Below are 21,708 nucleotides of genomic sequence, written 5' to 3'. Positions count from 1 at the left end.
GGAAGCAGAAAGCATGCGCAAATAGAAATGCGCATGCTTTAATACTTGTAGGTGAGATAAAATCATGCGCAAAAACCAATAAGTGGGAAAAAGAGTACTAGAATTGAAGTTTAATACAAGTATTTACAGATGCGCATCGTTTTTTAGATGGGAGGAAGAAGAAAGCATGCGCAAATAGAAATGCGCATGCTTTTATGTTTGAAGATGAGTTAAAGTCATGTGCTTAATCCAATAAATGGAAAAAAGAGGACTAGAATTGAAGTTTAATTACAAGTATTTACAGATGCGCATCATTTCCTCGTTGGAATGAAGCAGAAAGCATGGGCAAATAGAAATCCGCATGCTTTCATGTTTGAAGATGAGATAAAATCATGCGCATAATCCAATAAGTGGGAAAAAGAGTACTAGAATTGGAGTTTAATTACAAGTATTTACAGTTCCACATCAGTTCCTAGTTGGAATGAAGCAGAAAGCATGCGCAAATAGAAATGCGCATGCTTTCATGATTGAAAATGAGAAAAAACATGCGCATAATCCAATAAGTGGGAAAAAGAGTACTAGAATTGGAGTTTAATTACAATTATTTACAGATGTGCATCATTTCCACGTTGGAATGAAGCAGAAAGCATGCGCAAATAGAAATGCGCATGCTTTCATGATTGAAAATGAGAAAAAACATGCGCATAATCCAATAAGTGGGAAAAAGAGTACTAGAATTGGAGTATAATTACAAGTATTTACAGATGCGCATCGTTTCCTCGTTGGAACGGTGAAGAAACCATGCGCAAATAAAAAAGCGCATGATTCCATACGGATAGCCAACATCAAACCATGCACAATATCCGGGAAAAGAAAAAAACAGCATTTCCGCCCCAAGCAAGAATCTACCCCAATCCCGTACCACCACCTCATTGATACGACCACAATAAAGTTAGTTCTCCATCTTCTTCGGTCACGAAGACATCCTGGTGGATGGTGAAGGTGCCGTATGTGCTTTTATAGGTTTGGGTGATCGGCACTTTGTAGACGTCGTGAAGTGTTGCTGTGTTTTTGGTCATTTGCCACGATTTGATTTTTTCTGGAGTTTCCACGGTGTATTTGAAGGTATCGGTCCCGAAGTGGCCAACAAATACATGATTGCGCTGCTGAATATAATCCGCTTTATCAAATCGCTCCTGCATCAGGGGGTGGAATAATTCCCATGAACTCCCGAAATCCGCATCTTGTTCATATTTATAAAAAGAGTCAACTAGGTCTCTCGCTTCGTCCTCTGGTGATGAGCGAAACAAGGAGAGAATCAAAATAAAGAGTAGTATTGCACCAGCTAATACAACTATCGGCTTAATCGGTATTCCGCGTCGTCGTCTCATAAGTAAACATAAGCCCCCTTACGCTAGCTTGTTTACTAATATGGATATGCCCTCTAAGAGTTGTCCTAGTACAAGAATCCTCTGTGACGAGGGACCTGTCTCTGTGACCCAGCACTAACCCGTCCAAATCCACAACCAAAAAAAGCCAGAGCATAGGCTCTCGCTTGAGTTAATTAAATCGAGTCAGGATCGGACGGCGGGGCCCTTTTCCTAGTTTCATAAAGTAGATACGATCTTGGAGTCGTTTATAAAAACGAATTCCAACGATACTTAATGGTGTCCAGATTTCTTTAAATGTATAATATGGCACGTTTAGCACTCCTCCCCCAATCGCAAGCATGGTATCTCTTTTATTTTGAATTTTTTGAATCTATTTCTATGATGATAGCATGTCCAAGTTGCGGAAAATGGAGAATGGTGTAGAAAGAAATTTAAATATTTTGTGCATTTTTAGACAAAAAACATCAAAAAGGGACACTTTTAGGAAAGTCACCCCAAAAAAACACCAAATATCGCTATTAAAATACATCGATTTTCCCAATATACATTTTTCTAATACATTGGTAGTATATAGTTATAGTAAAATACTAGTTATTTTATTGAATTTGTTAGTTAATGTAGGGAATGATCTTTCTACATTTGACTATATATTTACCTGTAGACTTTTTTCTCTTTTACCTGCTCTAGTTGAGCAGGTCTTTTTTTGTTGTCGTGAAAAATCGGTGTATACTAGTAATAATAGTTACGAGAGAAAGAGGGAGAGACGTTGGACCAGAGTATTCTACCTGCATCAACGACGATAAAGGAATTTGAGTATTTTTTAAAAAGTAAATATGAGATTGGTGTATTTACAGAAATTCATATTGCCCAATTGAAAAATATTAATAAGATAGCAAAGCAACATGGTAAAAAGATGATCTATCATGTGGATATGGTACATGGAATCAAAAGTGATGACTATGCGACGGAATTTATTTGTCAGGAATTCCAGCCATTTGGATTAATTTCGACAAAATCAAGTGTGATTCAAAAAGCAAAGCAAAAGGGAGTTTGTGCGATTCAGCGGATGTTCTTGATTGATACCCATGCACTTGAAAAAAGTTATAAGTTAATTGAAAAAAACAAGCCTGACTATATTGAGGTCCTGCCTGGTGCGATGCCTTGGATGATTCAAGAGGTGAAGGAGAGAATGAATATTCCGGTACTTGCAGGTGGGCTGATTCGTACAAAGGAAGATGTGCAACGTGCGCTTGATGCGGGTGCAAGCGCAATTACTACTTCAAAAAGGGAACTGTGGATGTAAGCCCCTTTTTGAAGTAATTTAGCAGAATTTGTTGATGACTTTTTATGAAAACGCTGTCATTATTCCGTTATAATATAGATAAGACAAGATGAGTAGAGGGGGCGGAGTGATGGAAGAAAATACGAATCAATTGGCGGTTGGCATGGTGTGGGGGACGACCTTGAGCATACCACTTTGGATTGCATTTTTTGGTTGGTTGAAGCTTCTATCACAGCTTTTCGTTTAAAGGAGAGAGGGAAACAGGAGAACTGCACCAGAATCCCTCACTTCTTTAACCACTTTTCTTCGAATTCAGCTTTGGGTATAGGTTTGCTGAAGTAGAAACCCTGGCCGTAGGCGCAACCTTCAGCCTGCAGGAAGGCGAGTTGTTCCTTTGTTTCAATGCCTTCGGCGACAACTTTAACGTTTAGGTAATTAGACATCTGAATGATCAATCGAATTAACACTTTCGATTCCTCAGTAAGGTTGAGAATAAATGAACGATCTATTTTTAAACAATCGATAGGTAGTTGGTGTAGAACACTTAGGGAGCTGTAGCCTGTCCCAAAATCATCAAGGCTGATATTAATACCGAGCTTCTTCAATTGTTGAACGGTTTCAATTGACTTTTCTATATTGAGTAAAGCACTTTCAGTTATTTCAATATCTAATCGACTAAGCAACGTATCATCACCGTTGGTCGCATCCCGAATGGTATGGTACAAGTTCTGCTTTTCAAGGTGTTTTGCAGAGACATTCACCGAGATATGTTGAAAGTCATACCCGGCCCTCACCCACGTACATATCGATTCCAAAGCCTGAGCAATTACCCACTCACTGACATCGACAATCAGACCCGTTTCCTCTAGTGTCTGGATAAAGAAGGCCGGGCTAATCATTCCTTTTTCAGGGTGATTCCAGCGCAGCAGGGCCTCAGCACCATGTAATTTTCCAGTACTGATTTCAATTTGGGGCTGATAATACACTTCAAACTCTTGATTTTCGAGGGCTTTCTTTAAGTCCTGCTCAAGCTGGAAGCGTTCCTCAACCTTTTTTAACAGTGTCTCGTTATAAAAAACAAAATCAAGTCCTTCCTGTTCCTTGGAAGCGTACATCGCAAGGTCTGCCTTCTGTAATAACTCCTCGATACTATTAGTATCATACGGAAAACGTGCAATTCCAAAGCTTGCATAAACCTTCAGCGTGAATTCATGATAGTTGATTGGTCGCCGAACTTCATATGCAATTCTCTGGACAATTTTTAATATTGGTTCATGAGTAACCACTGGAAGTGTAACAGCGAACTCATCGCCTCCAATATGATAAGCAACTCCATCGTTGTCACTTTCTTTAAGTCGATTCGCTACCTCTATGAGCACAGCATCACCTGCCAAATGTCCGTACAGATCATTTGTCTTCTTAAATTCATTCAAGTCGAGATAGACAAGGCTAAAAGGAATTTGTTTCTTTACATTTTCAATGACATCATCATAGAGTTTTCGTTTGTTTGGTAAGTTTGTAAGTGGTGCATGGTAGGCCATGAATTGGATCTTTTCCATATATCTTTTTTCATTTGTGACATCTTTAATGACACAGTATATCCCCTGAATTCCGTTTTCTAGCGCTATCGGAATATTTCGTATCTCCACGTCAATTACTTCACCAGCAGAATTGTAGATTTGAGTTTCAAACTCAACAACCTCCCCTAAAAAGGCTCGCTCAAGCTGCTGATTCAAAAAGGAGAGAGCATGATCAGGTACGAAGTTTTTATAGTGAGTACCAATAATGTCAGCTTCTTTCATGAGCGCTAATCTTTCCACAGACTGATTCAAGTTGATAATAATCCCATTTACATCCAGTATAATGATGGCATTTGGATTTAACTCATATAGGGAGCGATAATAATGTTCCTGATTTTTTAATTTGCTCTGTTCTGCCTGTAGCTTTTTCTGGTACCAATTACCGACAAAAGCAATTAACATAAACATAAATACGTTTAATAGTAGAAACGGGGCAAACCTCGTTCCTCTATGAAAGTGAATTTCATGAGGGGAAACTTGGTATAACCCGATTAATGAAAGAAGTAGGAGGCTGATGATGGAAAGTCCAAACATCACACCAATCCAGCTCTTTTTCGATGAACTCCTCATTTCCAGCTCCCTTTTTACGAGGAAGCTACCCACTATATTAAAAATAAGACACGCCAGTACCCCAAGTATAACCCAGAGGTTGTTGAGAGATAGGGTAAGCATTTTATTAGTTATGATAAGTATAAAGTATGTTGCACAGCTCCCAAGAGTAATGAAAATACCTGATTCAAAATACGAGATATTTCGATTTAAGAGTAGGTTTAATCCAAGAAAACTCGTGATAAGGATTATCACAAAAGAGACGACAAGCCCATGAATATGAAAAGGTAGGGAATCTGAATCTAAGAGTCCAGTGAATCCAATGATATAAGCAGTTTTGATTCCAAGGCTAATGGTAACTGCGGCGATAATGGTCCAAAGTGTACCAGCTCGTTTAGGTAATTTAGGAATGAGATTCAACACAATATCAATGCAAACAATACTAGCAGTAAGGGCAATGAGTATTGAAAAAAGGGCGTAGATTATATTGTGATTTGACATAAAAAGAGAAATCATACGTACACCTCAGACAAATGCATATGTAGGGATAGTATGAGCCAATCTGAAGAAATTATTGAGGATGTGGATATTTTTTCATTTGAATGTATAAGTTGGGAGAAATGAGGACATCATGTATAGTGTATTCCCCCCCCTTTGTTATATATTTTTTGGACCTCCCATGTGGAGGTATTTTTTTTGCCTTTTTTTAAAGGGATGCCCCTTTTTCCCTCTCACCTCTCTATAACAAAGGTGTAAAGGAGGTGATGGACATGGCAGCCATTCAAGACATCCAACGTTCACAGTTACGTTTAGTATTTGATGCCGGTGTTGATGAAAAGGGGAAAGAAATCTTCAAAAACAAAAACTACAACAATATTAACCCTGCTGCAACAGCTGATCAGCTTTATTCAGTTGCTGTTGCAATCGTTGGTCTTCAAGACCTACAGCTATACAACATCGAGCGTAATGACAGCTTTATGTTATCAGAAGAAATCTAGTCGTTTTTAAAGATATATTGGAGAAAGGGGGAATAACGAATGGCAAAGACACTCGAAATGCAATTTACGAATGAGGATGGAAAAACAACAACCGTTTCAATTGAAAATCCAAAGGAACCTGTTGATACAGGAGCAGTTTCAGCTGCAATGGATACAATCGTTGCATCTAATGCCTTTTTAACGGTTGGTGGACCGCTTGTAGCAATAAAAGGAGCACGCGTAGTGGAACGTAATGTTGAAGAAGTGCAACTTTAAGTAGAATAAGTCAACATCCCCTTCATGAGTGGTATGAAGGGGATTTTCGTGTGGGTTTCATCGTATATCTCTTTCATAAGAGGTATGAAAGGGAAAACCGCTGAGAAATGAGTTTCAACTCCTCTTCATAAACGGCATTAAGGTGTATACCGCGTGGATAACACAAGTCAAAATGCGCAAACCCTATCCCAATGTATAAAGGCTATCCTACTAATGAAAAATAAACATAGATCTTAAAATGAAGCACCTGACTTTTAGTAGTTGGGTGTTTTTTTATGAGTGTTAGTTGAATTACCCAAATAAGGAATGAATAAGGAAGATGTTGAGAAACTAAGACAAGAAGATCGAATGAGGAGGTGTTCTTATTGGAAATTCAAGGCTATAAGCTTGTGAAAAATAAGGATGATTACACGTTAGTTGTCTATGTGGAGTCCGATATGACAGAATTTGCTTCGGAATTAGGCGAAAATGCTACTCATGAAAATAAGAACTTAAATACACAGATTCGCCAACTTGTGAAAGAAAGATTTCCACATATACCGGTTAGAATGGCAAAAGTATTAGCGGGTTCAGTGCTAATTACGACTTTTTATCTGGGAGCCACTGTTCCGAATGCAGGAGCACAGGCCATCAGCGGACAAACGCAAACGATCAATGACATATATACGGTGAGAGCAGGCGATACTCTGTACTCCATCGCAAAGAAATACAATGTTTCAGTAGACTCGATTAAAAATGTGAATGGACTCTCATCGAATATGTTATTTGTTGGTCAACAATTGAGACTGCCATTTTACACATATAGCGTAAGTTCGGGTGATACGCTTTATAGTATTGCAAGACGCTATAACGTCACGGTCGACCAAATTCGTACCACAAACCAATTAAAAACAGACATGCTAAGCATTGGGCAGAAACTAAGGATACCTCTCCAGACAGGGAGCCAGGTAGAAAATACAACCACTACACCAGTAGTTGAGCCTGTGAAACCTCCCGCACCAACGCCCGTACAGGAAACACCAGAAACCACAACTTACACGGTTGTTGCCGGCGATACGTTGTATGGAATTTCTGTAAAGTTTGGGACAACAGTTGACAATTTAAGGTTACTAAATAATCTATCAACAAATGTCTTAAGCATTGGACAAGTGTTGAAGGTTCCGGGGACAAACGTTGCTGCGCCAACAGAGCCGACACCGGAGATTACAACTCCACCTCCAACACCGGAAGTCGCTCCAAGCCCGGCGCCAGAGGAAAATCAAGCACCTACAACATATACAGTTGCAGCGGGCGATACATTATATAGTATTTCACAACGTTTTGGGATACCAGTCGATTCCATAAGGAGTGCCAATAATCTATCATCAACAAATTTAACAATTGGACAGGTATTGACTCTTCCAGGGCAAGACGATGTGGTATCTCCGGTAATCACAACTCCACCGACAGAACCGACCGTGGTGAGTACACAAATCATCAATCGTCAATCTGCCACAGCCTACCCGATAAAAGGAAATGCAGATCCCGGTTCACGCGTTCATCTATCTTTTTCGGATGGAGTTAATGCACCAATCACGACAGAGGTGCTAGCGAATGAGGCCGGAGAGTATAGTGGATTTGTGAACCTCGCTGGTTTGCGTGATGGATCAATAGCGATTACAACAAAAGCCGTAAACTCATCTGGAAACGAAAGTGGCACGACCAAGCTAACGGTAAAAAAAGACACCACAGTTGAAGCACCACGTTTTCAAGAGTTACTAGAGATTACTGGAGCTAATGTAGCTGAATATACGATAGCAGGAATTGCTGAACCGAATGCGACAATTACAGTCCGGGCGACAGATGGTGTTAATCCGGCGGTGGAAGCGACTGTGCGAACAGGTGAAGATGGCAGTTTCCAAAGTGCTCTTAATTTAACAGGTTTAAGAGACGGAGCCGTCACAATTACCGCCACCACAACGGACGCAGCCGAAAACCGTTCCGAACCACAGACTATAACCGTATCAAAGGATACATTCGTTGCTGAGCCAGTTTTTAATACCAACCAACGAATCACGACAGCTAATGCCAACGACTACACGCTGGTAGGAATGGCGGACTCTGGTTCGACTGTACACCTAGTTTTTTCAGATGGCGTCAATCCCGAACAAACAGCCGATGTGGTTGCGAATGAAAATGGCGAGTTCACAGCAAATGTTGACCTACGTAATCTGAACGACGGGGAGATCTTTGTCACAGCAAGTGCCATCGACGAGCATGGAAACCGCAGTGAGCTCGAGCAGGCCACGCTGATGAAGGAAACAACCCTTGCTCCTCCCGTGATTAGCAATACAGAGATTATCAATGCTACCAATGCGGAGAGCTATCCTATTTTTGGATCGGCACAGCCAGGTACAACGGTAGATATTACTGTATCTGACGGAGTAAATCCTGATATCATCACCTCAACGACGACGAATGAGAACGGTGAATACCATGTTGTAGTTGATGTGAGCACAATGCTCGACACAAGTCTAACCATAACGGCATTCCAAACGAGCCCATCAGGAATTACAAGTAACGTAAGCAATAGTACAGTCGAAAAAGATACGCAGGCACCAATTGCACCGATTTTTACAAATGATGAATTTATTACGAGTCAAAATCAAGCAGAATACGAGATAGTTGGAAAAGCGGAGGCAAACACGGAGGTCCAAATTCGTATTTATAATCCGAATGGACAGGAAACGACCACCACTACTACGACAAATGCAAACGGTGAATACCGAGTGCCGGTCAATCTTACCTCCTTTTCAGATGGAGAGTTGTCCTTTGAATTGACTCAGGTTGACCGTGCCGGCAATGTGAGTGAAGCAGTTACGAAAACGTTACTAAAAGATACGGTTGGCCCGTCAGAGATCCGAATGGAAACGCCACTGCCGATTTTTTCGAATAATGTGTTGGTGTATCCAATTCGAGGGACAGTTGAGCCACATGCTACTATAGTGATTGAGATTACAGACGGGGCCAACGTGATCTCCAAAACCGTTCAGACAGGTGACGATGGTCGATTTGAGGAGATATTCGACTTAAGTACATTAAGAGATGGTGAATTAACAGCGGCGTTTACAGGCACTGATAATGCTGGAAACATCGGAGAATCCCAAGAATTTATGCTTGAAAAAGATACAACTGCACCAGCAGGAGTGGTGACAAATCAACCTCCATTTGTGAACAACGAGAACCAGACCAATTTTACCATTACGGGCTCGAGCGTTGAAGAAGGCGCAACGGTTGAGATGGTTATCAGTGATGGCACGAATACAGTGCGGGAAACGACCAAGGTTGTTAACGGTGCTTTTGGAGCAAACCTTAATTTGTCGGGCTTGAAGGACGGGCCACTAACCTTTGAAGCGCGTCAAACCGATCGATTTGGAAACAGAAGCATCGCTGAAGCAACAACAATTGTAAAAGATACAGTGATTGAAAGTGCGGTCGCAACGAAAAATGGTTTCCGTTATGAGAACCTGCAGTACATTTACACGGTTATCGGTAAGGCTGAGGCAAATGCGAGAATTGAGGTTTCGCTTTTTGATTCCACTAGAAATGTACTCGTAACGCGAATTGCAAAAGCAGATAATAGTGGTTTTTATTCAGTCGATGTGTATGTCGATAATGCCTCAAGGGTTGCATCAGCGACTGTTACCCAAACGGATGAGGCTGGAAATAAAAGCGATGTGACGAATGTTTCGTTTAGCGCCTACACAGTTGCGCAGGGTGACACCTTGTATTCGGTCGCAAAGCGCTACAACACAACAGTCGATTCATTGATGTCGCTGAATAATTTACGTAGTGATGTGCTAACACAGGGACAAATCTTACGCCTGCCAATAACGGCAAGCGAGGTTGTTAACCTTGGTTATATGTACTTTGGTAGCACGAAGCAGTTCGTTAATACGGTAAATTCAACAGGACATGCCGTAAACATCGTATCACCAAGTTATTTTGACATAAATGCAGATGGCACGCTGAAACTCACCTACCAGGTTGACCAGAACTTTATCGATACGATGCACAGGCAAGGAATTCGCGTCGTTCCGTTTTTAAGTAATCACTGGAACCGCGATGTTGGCCGTGCCATGCTTGCTAACAAAGAGCTTGCGGCTCAGCAAATTGCCGATGCCATCGCACGATATAACTTGGATGGGGTAAATGTGGATATTGAAAATGTCTCAGATGTTGACCGTGAGAACTATACGGAATTTGTGAGGTTGCTGCGTGAAAAAATTCCGCCTAATAAGGAAGTGTCGGTAGCGGTTGCGGCGAATCCGAATGGTTGGACGGCCGGCTGGCATGGCTCATATGACTACACAAGTCTTGCGAAATACGCCGATTATCTCATGATTATGGCATATGACGAGAGCTATCAAGGCGGAGACCCAGGCTCGGTCGCAAGCTATTCATGGGTTGAAAAATCAGTTCAGTACGCACTGGCACAAGATGTTGCTCCAGATAAAATTGTCCTTGGAATTGCGCATTTTGGCCGCTATTGGATTGAAGGCCAAAGCATGGGCGGATTTGGAATCTCGAATACTCAAGTCCAAACAATGATCGAACGCTATAATGGGACGGTCGTGTTTGATGAAGTTAGCAAAACGCCAAAGGCAACCGTAACGATTAAAAAAGGAGATCCGGTTACGATTGTAAATGGTGCTGCATTAGCTCCGGGGACGTACACGATTTGGTTTGAAAATGAAGAGTCGATTCAGGCAAAGCTGGAATTGGTGAGTAAATACAATCTCCGTGGTGTTGGAAACTGGAGCCTAGGCCAGGAGAATAAAAATGTGTGGAACAGCTACACAACCACATTGCCAAACACCGTACCAGTGGTATCACCTGTTTATACTGGGCCAGTTCAGAGTGTTAGCACCTACACAGTTGTATCTGGTGATACACTTTGGGGAATTGCGAACCGAAATGGAACAACGGTTGATGAGTTGAGGGCAGCAAATGGACTGACAACGGATTCGCTGTTTGTGGGACAAGTATTGCGGATTCCAACGACAGGTGGTTCGATTGAAGTTGCTGAGCCGCCACCTGTAACTGCTCCGGCGCAGCCTGTTGCTCCAGCGTATACGGTCAATTATACAGTTGTGGGTGGCGATACATTGTCAGCGATCGCTGTCAAAAATGGCACGACCGTGACCGCTATCAAAACGGCCAACAACTTAACATCGGACATGATCTACGTCGGGCAGGTGTTAAAAGTGCCGACAAACATTGTCGTTCACACCGTATCATCCGGCGAGACCCTATACGGAATCGCGAAACGCTATAACACCACCGTAACAACAATTAAAACCGAGAACAATCTGAAAAGCGACATCCTAAGTATCGGACAAACGCTAAGGATACCAGTCTAAATGAGGACCCGAATGCAGTTGGTGCATTCGGGTTCTTTGATGGGTGGGCGGCGTGAATTTTGCTAGTGACAGTATTTTCGAGATAGTGACAGTAAATTACGTTTAGTGGCAGTAAATTTCATTTAACAGGCGTAATTTTTATTTATTAGCCATAAATCCAAATTAAAACCGCAGTGAACCTTCAATTTATCAAACGCTTAAGTTAGAAAATAAACCCTCATTCAATCTCAACCCCTTTAAAGTGACTAACTTCCCACAAAACCCCTTACAAAACCGGAAAAATATAACACAAAATTCAACTCCAATATCGACAGGAGACGGGGGTCGGCTCAGACAATATATGGTATGATAGTGTCATAGTTAAAAGAGAAGGGTGAATGTTATGAAGGTTATTGGACGGAACGACCTTTGTACATGCGGGAGCGGGAAGAAGTATAAAAGATGTTGTGGACGGTCAGCGGTGGTTTCAATTGATCAAGTGGTCGAAAACGAATTGAATGATGTCCAGCATGATGTATTTCAATACGCGCTTCATATGTATGATGATTTTTTTGATGATGTCTTAGAAGAGTATACGTATATCTTTGATGAACTACCAGATGACGTGTATGATTTATTTTCATTCTTTTCGCGAGTTTGGGTAATTAGCTCAGTTCCGGTTGATAATAAAACAATTCTAGAAGAGTATGTTGATGCATATGGACCGAAATACAGTCGTCCGCGTACTCGAGATCTAATCCAGAGATGGAAAACGGCGCGACCATCGGCCTACACGGTGACTGAAGTGGATGAGCACAGAACGTATATGACAGTTCGGGATATTTTTACAGAGGTAGAGTACCAGGTGAGAATTTACGAAACGGAAACAGATGTGAATGCGGGTTATTTTGTGTTCGGAACGTTGTTACCTGCAGGAGCGAACTCCATCTTTTTCCCAACATTTCTCGAGTTGCCATCGGAGTTTGCAGGCGAAATGCGGGAGCTGATTCTCGAACTCTTTGATAATAGTGACGAGGTAAATCCGGTTGATTTTATGTCACGTGAATTTATCGATGTATTCATGGTGTTTATGTTTGGAAAGCCAACTGCTTCAGCTGAAAGTTATGATTGGAAGTCGCCGAAACAACTAGAAGTAGCTGAGTTGTTCCAGATTCGGATGAAGGAGTACGGCTACGAAGAGGAAATTGTCGGGATTGGGCTTTCGCTGTGGCATTCCTATTGCGAACACAAAAATCCAAGAATTATAAAAACGGGGATCTATGAAGCAGCCTTAGTTTATATGGTAGAAAAAATATATCCGTATGGTGGTATTTCAACCCAGGAAGAGCTTGCTCAAGAATTTGATGTATCCGTGGGGAGCATCTCCACGAAATTTAAAGAACTCGAAAAAGTCCTTCATGAAGATATTGCAAAATACGAAGGAATCATTGAAGACTCCGGTTTAGAGTAACAAAAGACAATCCATTTTAATGGGTTGTTTTTTTTTGGATAAAAAGAAACCAGGATAGGACATTCGGCTCATTTTCGCGAATAATAGAGGGATTTGTCAGATATTTATGTAATTTGTAAAAATGAAGCTACGAAAGGGAGGATTTGAAATGAAGAAAGTCGTCTTGTTTTTAGGAAGTTTGCTAGTGTTGGTAGCGCTCACCTTACCTGGAAACATTGCATTTGCACATGGGGATGATTGTGAATGTGGTGTAACCTATCTGCAGGGATCAGAACGCAATAAGGCTGTCGCAGACACATTGAAGCTAGCCGAGTTTAAAGCAGTGAAAGAAGAATTAGGCAAGGTCGGCTACAGTTTTGCCGGTGCTAATCAGGTGATGGTCGTAACCATGCCAGGACCCAATGGAGAAATTTTTAAGATTGTAGCCGTTCCGTTTGTTCATAAAAATGGTGATATACAGTTTGCGGGCTTTACCAATGGGATATACATGGGGATACAACCGCCACAGGAATAAAGAAAGTTATTTCGCTTCCATAACCAAAAATGGTGGTTTTTGTCACTAAACTGTCACAATTTTCCTTTGCAAAATATGTTGAATAGTGTAAAATGGATTTTAATTGGAAAATAAGATTGGTAGGTAAAAAGTATGAGTTCTGAACAACTTTTACAAATAATGATTGATATTCAGAAAAAAGTAGAAGCAACTACTTCTATTACAACGGAAGAGGTCATGAAGGACCTTGTTGGTAGATTAAAAGAATGTCAATCCGCTTAACATCATGAATACAATACCGTAAACTGAAGTCAGAGGGAGAACTCTGACTTTTTTTGCTTGAAAATTAAAACAATTAGGGAGGAATTGAGATGAAAAAGGTTCGTTTTGGTATTTTATCGACTGCTAAAATTGCGAGAAATGCATTAATTCCGGCGATGAAGCGTGCGGAAAATGTGGAAGTGGTGGCTGTTGCCAGTGAAAGCGGAAAGGCCAAGGATTTTGCTGCTGAACTTGAGATTCCAAAACATTATGATTCGTACATAGATTTATTAAATGACCCTGAAATTGATGCAGTCTACATCCCACTTCCAAATCAGCTCCATAAAAAGTGGGCAATTGAAGCTGCCAAGCACGGCAAGCATGTTCTTTGTGAAAAGCCAGCTGCGCTTACTACGCAAGACGTGGAGGAAATGGCGGAAGCTTTTAAAGCAAACAATGTGATTTTCATGGAAGCCTTTATGTACCAATTCCATCCGCAGCACAACCGTGTGAAAGAGATCATCGCGGCAGGCGAAATTGGGGATGTGAAGCTAATTCGTTCGACGTTCTCCTTCTCACTAGACTTAGAGTCTGGGAATATCAGATTGCAAAAGGATATTGGGGGCGGTGTCCTCTATGATGTGGGTTGCTACTGCATTCACGCAAGCCGTCTGATTACTGGAGAAGAACCTGTTGAGGTGAAGGCAGCTGCAAATATTCATCCGACACATGATGTCGATACGACGGTAGCGGGTACTTTAACGTTTGGAAATGGCGTCATCGCAAACTTTGACTGCAGTTTCGAGCAGTCACAAAAGGATTCATATGAAGTTGTGGGTACAACAGGAACTATTTTAGTTAAGTATGCCTTCCGTCCTGATAATCACGAGGGAGATGGCCTGCTTGTGATAAACACTAAAAACGGACAACGTGAGGAAGCTGTTCAAGGTGACCAATACAAGCTCCAGGTCGAGCATTTTGCAGACTCTGTCCTTACTGGGAACCAACCAAGCTATAGTATCGAAGAAACCCTGAAAAATATGAAAGTCATTGAACAGGCATTAGTGTCCGTTCGTAATTGATAGCCAGCCTTTGGGCTGGTTTTTTGCTTTCTTCCTCTTTTTTCTTAAATCAAATCTAGCAAACATGTATATCTATTAAAAATCCGGTAATACTAGATTACTAGTAATAGAAAAATAAAGACGGAGGAGATTTTGATGAAAACGAGTATGGAGTTACCTGAGGTGTTACCTGTAAGCAAGGATGATTTTATGAAATTATTACTAGATTTAATAGTGAAAAAGTAACAGGTTTCCTGCATTCGTATATTGTTCGAGACTGATAAAACTTATATACTGGTAGATAGAGAAACGTACATGACAAGAACCGGCAAAATTCTTAGTTCTAACGTCTAGCTACTGATAATTGGCCATTCTACGAGAATTGGTCTTATTTTTTGCCGATTTTTCTATTATCCAACAAGAAAGAGGTACATCGATGAAAAGCATTCGAATGAGATTAGCTGCTATTTTTTCAACCATTATTATCCTTTGTCTAGCACTAGCGACCTATAACTTTTTAGCTGTATCCAACATGAATCAGCAGACAGAAGATGTCGTTACGGAGGAACTCACTGTCATACTAGAATATGATAGTTTAAAATACAATATCGCACAGAGTATTGGGCTTGCGAGAGGCTATGTGCTCTACGGCGATACCTCCTATAAAAATGATTATGACATGTATTCGGTGGAGTTCGATTTAATCGATCGTACATTAAGTCCGATGAAGATTGAAGAGATTGATAGTCTCTTACGTGAAACAAAAGAATGGCGTGACATGTTAAAGTTTGATGTTTTCGGCCAATATGAAAATGGCAATCCTGAACTTGCGAAGGAAAATCTGCAAACCAAAATCCAACCTGTAGCTCGTGATTTGATGGAGCGTGTTGAAAAGCTGTCAAATGACCGCGAAAGACATATCGTGGCAACTGGTCAAAATGTAGTGGATTATGGGCAATCTGCGAACATCGTAGGACTTGTGATATCAGCGGTTGTGTTCATTTTTGGAACGATCATTGCGATTTACACATCGATGGTAATTGCAAGACCAATTAAAAAAGTAGCAAGCCGCATGGAGGCCATCTCAAATGGTGAACTCGAGGCAGAACCAATAAAAACGAAGTTAAAAGATGAAATTGGTCAGCTTGTACATTCAGTTAATGGTATGAATGAAAATATCAGGGAAATGGTCAAGCAAATGACCGTTGTTTCGGACAATGTGACAGGTCAAAGTGAAGAGTTGACCCAGTATGCGGATGAGGTCATGGCTGGTAGTCAGCAAATTGCGGTCACGATGGAAGAGCTCTCGCGCGGTGCAGAGGACCAAGCGACTTCAGCAACTACACTGATTGAAAAAATGTCAAAATTCTCGCAGGAGATTATGCAGGTTGCCGTTAAAGGTGACTCAATCAAGGAAGAGTCTCAAGGCATGCTCACGATGACGAATGATGGCAGTGGCTATATGGAAACATCGATTCAGCAAATGAACAGTATCAATGAAAAAATGAAACAGTCCCACGCGATGGTTGTTGGATTGGATCATAAAACAAATGAAATTACGAAACTTGTTAGTGTGATACAGGAAATCGCAGGACAAACGAATTTGTTAGCGTTAAATGCAGCAATCGAGGCTGCACGCGCTGGAGAACACGGAAGAGGCTTTGCGGTTGTAGCAGACGAGGTTCGTAAACTTGCCGAACAGGTTGGCAAATCTGTCGCTGAAATCACAGAGATTGTAAAAGATATACAAAATGAATCAAAGCAGGTCGTACAATCCTTGGATGACGGCTACCAATCAGTTGAAGAAGGAACCGCTCAAATCCAAACAACCGGAAAGACGTTTAATGAGTTGAAGCAAAAAATCGAACAAGTAGGTACTCAAATCGAGGCCATGTCAAGCTCTCTCTATGATGTACTTGATGATACACAAGAAATTAGTGGATCAATTGAAGGAATTGCTGCCGTATCAGAAGAATCCGCAGCAGGCGTCGAAGAAGTATCCGCAACTGCCCAGCAATCAAGCAGCTCAATGGAAGAAGTATCAAAAAGCGCAAAACAACTCGAAGAAAACGCAGGCGAACTGAACACACTCATTCAGCAATTTAAACTGAAATAGGTGTGGGACATGGGGACAGGTCCCTTGTCCCTAAAAACGATTGACCGGAACTTGAACTGGATAGTATATTGTGGAAAAAAAGGAGAGAAGGAAATCCTATGGAGCTAAATATCGGCGACATTCTTTTTCAATTATTTGCTCTTTTAATTCCAATTTCAATTGCTCTGTTACTCATCTTCGTGGTACGATTTTCATTACGTGTCAAAAGGATTGAAAAGAAACTAGATGAATTATCAAAAAAGGTAGAGTAGCACAAAAGGATGCCAGCACTGGCATCCTTTTACTCTTTCACACTCATTTTCACATTGCGGAACATGAATTTGGTTTTTTCTTGTTTATTTGTGAGTACCATCGCATCAATTTGCGAGGTTGTTTCTTGAAGCTCGACCTCAAGCTGAATTGTCCGCCATGGCTCATGTAAGCCGATGACAGGAGACACCGTTTCTGCTAAAAAAGTACCACGGGCATTCGTCTCGTCCACGAGCAAGTAGACGGCAGCCTCACCCTTCACTTGGACCTCAAATATGATCGTTTCTCCACCTTTAACCCCTTCAGGAGAAAACACAAAACCTTCGTTCTCCTCGGCACCTTTCGTGGTTACCTCAAATGTACCATCTTCAACTTGTACCACCGTTGCACTGACTCCAAAGAACGGTGACTTTTCAGCAGCAGAAGAAGGCGAACAGAACACAAATAAGAATGCTATAAAAAGTAAAAATTTGATTTTCAATCGAAGAACCTCCTTTGGACAACCATACCAATCCCTGATTAGTATGTGGAAAAAGGAGGAAAACTATTATGGAGAAATAAAAAAACAACCGGCATTTCACCGGTTGCTCTGGGATGAGGGAACAGTGCCCCCCTTATTGGATTTCTAAGTGATTTTTTAAGCGTGCTGAAACGGCTTGGCGTTCTTCTTCGGAAACGATGTAGTACCATCTGTCCAGCGTTTGGCCGACACCGTTGATGCTGTATTGTTCGATTTTATGACGAGCATCTTTGTAGTTTGCTTGGATAGTTTTCATTTCGTCAAAAGACACATTCGTTGTTACGTTCGTACCAAGTGCTCCGAGAATATCATCAATTTTTGTAATCGACGATAAGTTTGCACCTTTATCGATAATGCCTTGAATAACTTGCTTTTGACGGTCCTGTCTTCCAAAGTCACCACGTGGATCATCATATCGCATGCGGGCATATGAAAGAGCCTGTTCTCCACTTAAAGTTAGTGGGCCCTCTGCAAATGATGCACCATCATGTGAGAATGCAAACGTATTGTTCACTTGAACACCACCAAGTGCGTCAACAATTTGTTTAAGACCTTCCATATTTACCTTCACATAGTAATCAATTGGAACATCAAGAAAGTTCTCAACTGTATCAATGGTCATATCCACGCCACCAAATGCGTACGCATGGTTGATTTTATCCTGCACACCGCGACCAACAAGCTCCACACGCGTATCACGTGGAATACTTAGCATTTCCATTGAGTTTGTACGAGGGTTCACAGATACTACAATCAACGTATCGGTACGACCCTTGTCGCCAGGTCTTTCGTCAACACCCATCAACAAGATTGAAATCGGGTCTTTTTTGCCAATATCAATTTGCTGATCACGTTTTTCAGAAGGACCTCTTTCCTCGTGCATCTTTCCAACTGTACTCGCAACTGACTGATATAAATAAACGGCATATCCACCGACTGCTAACACTAATAGAAGAGCAATGATTCCGACAACCTTGGGCCATTTTCGTTTCGTTTTCTTTTTTGAATGACGCTCTCTTCGACTCATGTAGGTCATCTCCTTTTTCATAGATTACTAGCTGATAAAAATAGTACACAAGTATTAGACGTTTGGGAAGAGAAAAAGTTACAAGAATTAGGACAAATGTCAAAAAAGATGAGGAAAGTATGAAGTTTGTCGAAAAAGGGGGGTCCTAAATCGATAAGGTAAAACCCACGTAAAAGTAATCACGTGGGCATCTCTAACCTTACTCTACCTTTTCCAAAATTCCTGTTACCAATTCAATGAATTTTGTTTTTACTCGTCCAGCAACATCAATTACTTCGTCATGGCTTAATGGTTGGTCTAAGATCCCACTTGCCATGTTGGTTAGACATGAGATACCAAGTACTTTCATGCCACCATGGTTTGCAACGATTGCTTCTGGAACAGTCGACATTCCAACAGCATCGGCACCAAGCGTACGAATCATGCGGATTTCTGCAGGTGTTTCATAAGTTGGACCACTCCACCACGCATATACACCTTCACGTAGCTCGATGTTTTTCTCTTTCCCTACCTCAGCCGCAATTCCACGGAGTCCTTTGTTATAAACCTCCGACATATCAGGGAAACGAGTTCCTAATTCAGGATTGTTCATACCGATCAATGGATTTGTCGCAACAAGATTAATGTGGTCTGTAATTAACATTAAGTCCCCAGGGCTGAAATCTGTATTTACAGCGCCACATGCATTTGTGATGAGTAGATTCTCGATTCCAAGTGCCTTCATCACACGAACAGGAAACGTCACTTCATCGAGCGTAAATCCTTCATAGTAATGGAAGCGCCCTTTCATAGCTGCAACTGTTTTCCCTTTTAATTGCCCAATCACAAGCTCGTTCGCATGCCCAATTGCCTCTGAACGTGCAAAATGTGGAATCTCGCTGTATGGGATGACAACCGCATTTTCAATATCTTCTGCAAGCGTACCAAGTCCTGAACCAAGAATCATTCCGATTGTTGGACGTTGATCCGTCTTACTTAATATGTAATCCTTTGCTTCCATAATGTCCGCAGTTTTATGCATATGTATATTCCTCCAATAACCAATTTTTGATACTGTATGTTAGTTTGTCTATAATATTGTATATTATAATCGCGTTTTTTCAATAGCCGGACATGGATTCCTTGTCCTAATGAGGGGGATGTAGATGAGTGGGGATATTGTGGTTGTCGGAAGTTTGAATGTGGATATGGTGGTCAATGTAAAAAAACGTCCGGAATGGGGAGAAACCATAATGGGGCAAGGCTTCTTCACCGGTAATGGCGGGAAAGGCGGCAACCAAGCGTATGCGGCCGCAAAGCTTGGGGCGTCAGTTACGATGCTCGGCCTTGTAGGAAACGATATGTTTGGGGAGCAACTTTTAAAAGGTTTAGAAGAAGTAACTGTGGATACTTCACATATTGAAAAAGTTCATGGTGTTTCGTCTGGTGTCGCGGTGATTAGCGTGAACACAGAAGGTGAAAATAGAATTATTGTATCACCAGGAGCAAACGAGTACGTAACGCCTGACTATGTAAGGAAACATGAACAGGTCATTCGTGACGCGAAACTAGTGATGCTACAGCTCGAGATTCCGCTAGAGACGGTCATCGAGGTTGCAAATATCGCACATACATACAACGTTCCCGTCATGCTAGACCCTGCACCAGCACAAAAGCTACCAGATGAACTCTACAAAAAGGTTAGCTATCTCGTGCCAAATGAAAGCGAGTTAGGGATTATCGCAGATGCCGAGATTGTAGACGCGGAATCTGCAAAGGTAGCAAGTAAAGGACTTTTGGAAAAAGGAGCCGACACTGTTTTTGCTAAACTCGGTAGTAAGGGTGTCGTTGTATTGAAGAAAACAGAAACATTTTCAGTACCTCCACATAACGTGAAGGCGGTCGATACCACAGCAGCAGGTGACGCATTTGCCGGTGCACTTGCGACTGCAATCGTGAGTGGAAAAAGTCTGCGAGAAGCAACGGAATTTGCAAACAAGGTCGGTGCTCTCACCGTTACAAAAAAAGGTGCGCAAAGCTCAATGCCAACTTTAGAGGATGTACTAGGACACGGGGACAATTCGCAAGGAGGAACAATATGAAAAAAGTAGTTTTTGATGTCGATACTGGAATAGATGATGCAATGGCCATAGCGTATGCGGTGAATTCGCCAGAGCTCGATATCATTGGGTTAACGACGAGCTATGGAAATGTGGATGTGAATGAAGCAACACGAAATACATTGGCGGTTATAGAGAAGCTTAGTAAAAAGATTCCGGTGTATGCCGGTGCAGATAAACCACTAACTCGCCCTACACGCGAAGGCTTTGCGAAGCATGTCCACGGTGAAGACGGTTTAGGGAATGTGTTGAATTTTGAACCAGCAGAATCGGTACAACCTGAATCTGCGGTTGATTTTATAATTGAAGAGGTAAAAAACCAACCGCATGAGATCACCATTATCGCAGTCGGGCCACTTACGAACCTAGCACTTGCTATTCAAAAGGCACCGGAGATTGTGGGGCTTATTGGCGATGTTGTGATTATGGGCGGCGCGGTATTTGTACCTGGCAACACGACGCCATATGCCGAAGCAAATATCTATACAGATCCTGAAGCAGCAGAAATCGTACTTTCATCGGGACTTCCATTAACCATGGTCGGCCTGGACGTCACCATGCAGACCTTACTACCAAGGGATAAGGTGGAAGCATGGCGAAGCTCCGAGACAGGAACGTTTTTTGCAGATATGGTCGGTTTTTACCACGACTTTTACGAATCATTCAGCCCAGGAATTGGCGGATGCGGACTCCATGATCCATTGGCGGTGGGAGTCGCAATGGACTCAAGCCTTGTAAAAACGGAGTACGTTGGAATCAAGGTAGCAACTGAGGGAGAGGAGGACGGGAGAACCGTTCCTGTTCGAGACTCTAACTCTGGGCCGAAAATCCAAGTATGCACAGAAGTAAACGCGCCACGATTCCTCGAGCATTTTTTAAAAAGAGTACCAGTCGCTCAATAGGAAATTTCCAACCCATGCTATAAATTAGTGGCATGGGTTCTTTTGTTGTAATATTGTAATAATAAGACAGGACACAAGACGCATATGTAAAAAT

18 protein-coding genes are annotated in these 21,708 nt (G+C 41.7%); 12 read left to right on the top strand and 6 right to left on the bottom strand.

Annotated features, from left to right (window positions below):
- Positions 1–908: 908 nt before the first annotated feature.
- Both CZ490_RS16055 and CZ490_RS22400 read right to left on the bottom strand, forming a co-directional pair.
- Positions 909–1,370 carry a hypothetical protein gene (locus CZ490_RS16055; protein WP_077619844.1) on the bottom strand — a complete coding sequence of 154 codons (462 nt, stop codon included), beginning with the start codon at positions 1,368–1,370 and terminating at the stop codon, positions 909–911.
- Positions 1,371–1,539: 169 nt separating this feature from the next.
- Entirely contained in the window at positions 1,540–1,680 is a 141-nt protein-coding gene (locus CZ490_RS22400) for a hypothetical protein (protein ID WP_159439976.1), read from the bottom strand.
- A gap of 456 nt (positions 1,681–2,136) precedes the next feature.
- Here CZ490_RS22400 and CZ490_RS16050 point away from each other — a divergent pair, with 456 nt between their 5' ends.
- Positions 2,137–2,673 (top strand): glycerol-3-phosphate responsive antiterminator, encoded by a 537-nt coding sequence (locus CZ490_RS16050; RefSeq protein WP_077619843.1) that lies wholly within the window; start codon positions 2,137–2,139, stop codon positions 2,671–2,673.
- 263 nt (positions 2,674–2,936) lie between these two features.
- On the opposite strand, the gene CZ490_RS16045 is transcribed toward CZ490_RS16050, so the two are convergent.
- Complete coding sequence (locus tag CZ490_RS16045) at positions 2,937–5,282, bottom strand: putative bifunctional diguanylate cyclase/phosphodiesterase (RefSeq protein ID WP_159439975.1); 2,346 nt, start codon at positions 5,280–5,282, stop codon at positions 2,937–2,939.
- Between the two features lie 269 nt (positions 5,283–5,551).
- Between CZ490_RS16045 and CZ490_RS16040 the strand changes: the two genes are divergently transcribed.
- The 9 genes from CZ490_RS16040 (at position 5,552) to CZ490_RS22395 (ending at position 17,068) form a co-directional block, all read left to right on the top strand.
- Positions 5,552–5,779 carry a DUF1659 domain-containing protein gene (locus tag CZ490_RS16040; RefSeq protein WP_077619841.1) on the top strand — a complete coding sequence of 76 codons (228 nt, stop codon included), beginning with the start codon at positions 5,552–5,554 and terminating at the stop codon, positions 5,777–5,779.
- Between the two features lie 39 nt (positions 5,780–5,818).
- Entirely contained in the window at positions 5,819–6,034 is a 216-nt protein-coding gene (locus tag CZ490_RS16035) for a DUF2922 domain-containing protein (protein WP_077619840.1), read from the top strand.
- A gap of 365 nt (positions 6,035–6,399) precedes the next feature.
- Complete coding sequence (locus CZ490_RS16030) at positions 6,400–11,436, top strand: LysM peptidoglycan-binding domain-containing protein (RefSeq protein ID WP_077619839.1); 5,037 nt, start codon at positions 6,400–6,402, stop codon at positions 11,434–11,436.
- A 382-nt stretch (positions 11,437–11,818) separates the two neighbouring features.
- Complete coding sequence (locus CZ490_RS23155; RefSeq protein WP_077619838.1) at positions 11,819–12,886, top strand: YecA family protein; 1,068 nt, start codon at positions 11,819–11,821, stop codon at positions 12,884–12,886.
- 148 nt (positions 12,887–13,034) lie between these two features.
- Positions 13,035–13,400: a hypothetical protein gene (locus CZ490_RS16020; RefSeq protein WP_077619837.1), complete on the top strand. Its 366-nt coding sequence runs from the start codon at positions 13,035–13,037 to the stop codon at positions 13,398–13,400.
- Positions 13,401–13,532: 132 nt separating this feature from the next.
- Entirely contained in the window at positions 13,533–13,661 is a 129-nt protein-coding gene (locus tag CZ490_RS22940; protein WP_268762139.1) for a YwzD family small protein, read from the top strand.
- 89 nt (positions 13,662–13,750) lie between these two features.
- Entirely contained in the window at positions 13,751–14,722 is a 972-nt protein-coding gene (locus tag CZ490_RS16015; RefSeq protein ID WP_077619836.1) for a Gfo/Idh/MocA family protein, read from the top strand.
- Positions 14,723–15,137: 415 nt separating this feature from the next.
- Positions 15,138–16,817: a methyl-accepting chemotaxis protein gene (locus tag CZ490_RS16010; protein WP_077619835.1), complete on the top strand. Its 1,680-nt coding sequence runs from the start codon at positions 15,138–15,140 to the stop codon at positions 16,815–16,817.
- Positions 16,818–16,915: 98 nt separating this feature from the next.
- The gene (locus tag CZ490_RS22395; protein ID WP_159439974.1) at positions 16,916–17,068 is read left to right on the top strand and encodes a hypothetical protein; all 153 of its coding nucleotides are present in this window, start codon (positions 16,916–16,918) and stop codon (positions 17,066–17,068) included.
- Positions 17,069–17,097: 29 nt separating this feature from the next.
- Here the strand turns inward: CZ490_RS22395 and CZ490_RS16005 are convergent, their stop codons facing one another.
- The 3 genes from CZ490_RS16005 to CZ490_RS15995 form a co-directional block, all read right to left on the bottom strand.
- Entirely contained in the window at positions 17,098–17,547 is a 450-nt protein-coding gene (locus CZ490_RS16005) for a hypothetical protein (RefSeq protein WP_077619834.1), read from the bottom strand.
- A 133-nt stretch (positions 17,548–17,680) separates the two neighbouring features.
- Positions 17,681–18,613, bottom strand: coding sequence for an LCP family glycopolymer transferase (locus CZ490_RS16000; RefSeq protein WP_077619833.1), 933 nt, complete (start codon positions 18,611–18,613; stop codon positions 17,681–17,683).
- Positions 18,614–18,812: 199 nt separating this feature from the next.
- Positions 18,813–19,634 (bottom strand): purine-nucleoside phosphorylase, encoded by an 822-nt coding sequence (locus CZ490_RS15995; RefSeq protein ID WP_077619832.1) that lies wholly within the window; start codon positions 19,632–19,634, stop codon positions 18,813–18,815.
- A gap of 124 nt (positions 19,635–19,758) precedes the next feature.
- Between CZ490_RS15995 and rbsK the strand changes: the two genes are divergently transcribed.
- Positions 19,759–20,694 (top strand): ribokinase, encoded by a 936-nt coding sequence (gene rbsK, locus CZ490_RS15990; protein WP_077619831.1) that lies wholly within the window; start codon positions 19,759–19,761, stop codon positions 20,692–20,694.
- Positions 20,691–21,614 (top strand): nucleoside hydrolase, encoded by a 924-nt coding sequence (locus CZ490_RS15985; RefSeq protein ID WP_077619830.1) that lies wholly within the window; start codon positions 20,691–20,693, stop codon positions 21,612–21,614. Before rbsK ends, CZ490_RS15985 begins: the two co-directional genes overlap by 4 nt.
- Positions 21,615–21,708: the final 94 nt, after the last annotated feature.

The sequence above is a fragment of the Litchfieldia sinesaloumensis genome (assembly GCF_900156865.1).
Lineage (GTDB): Bacteria > Bacillota > Bacilli > Bacillales > Bacillaceae_L > Ferdinandcohnia > Ferdinandcohnia sinesaloumensis.
The sequence above is the reverse complement of the archived record's forward strand: the minus strand, read 5'-3'. Positions and strand labels throughout refer to the sequence as shown.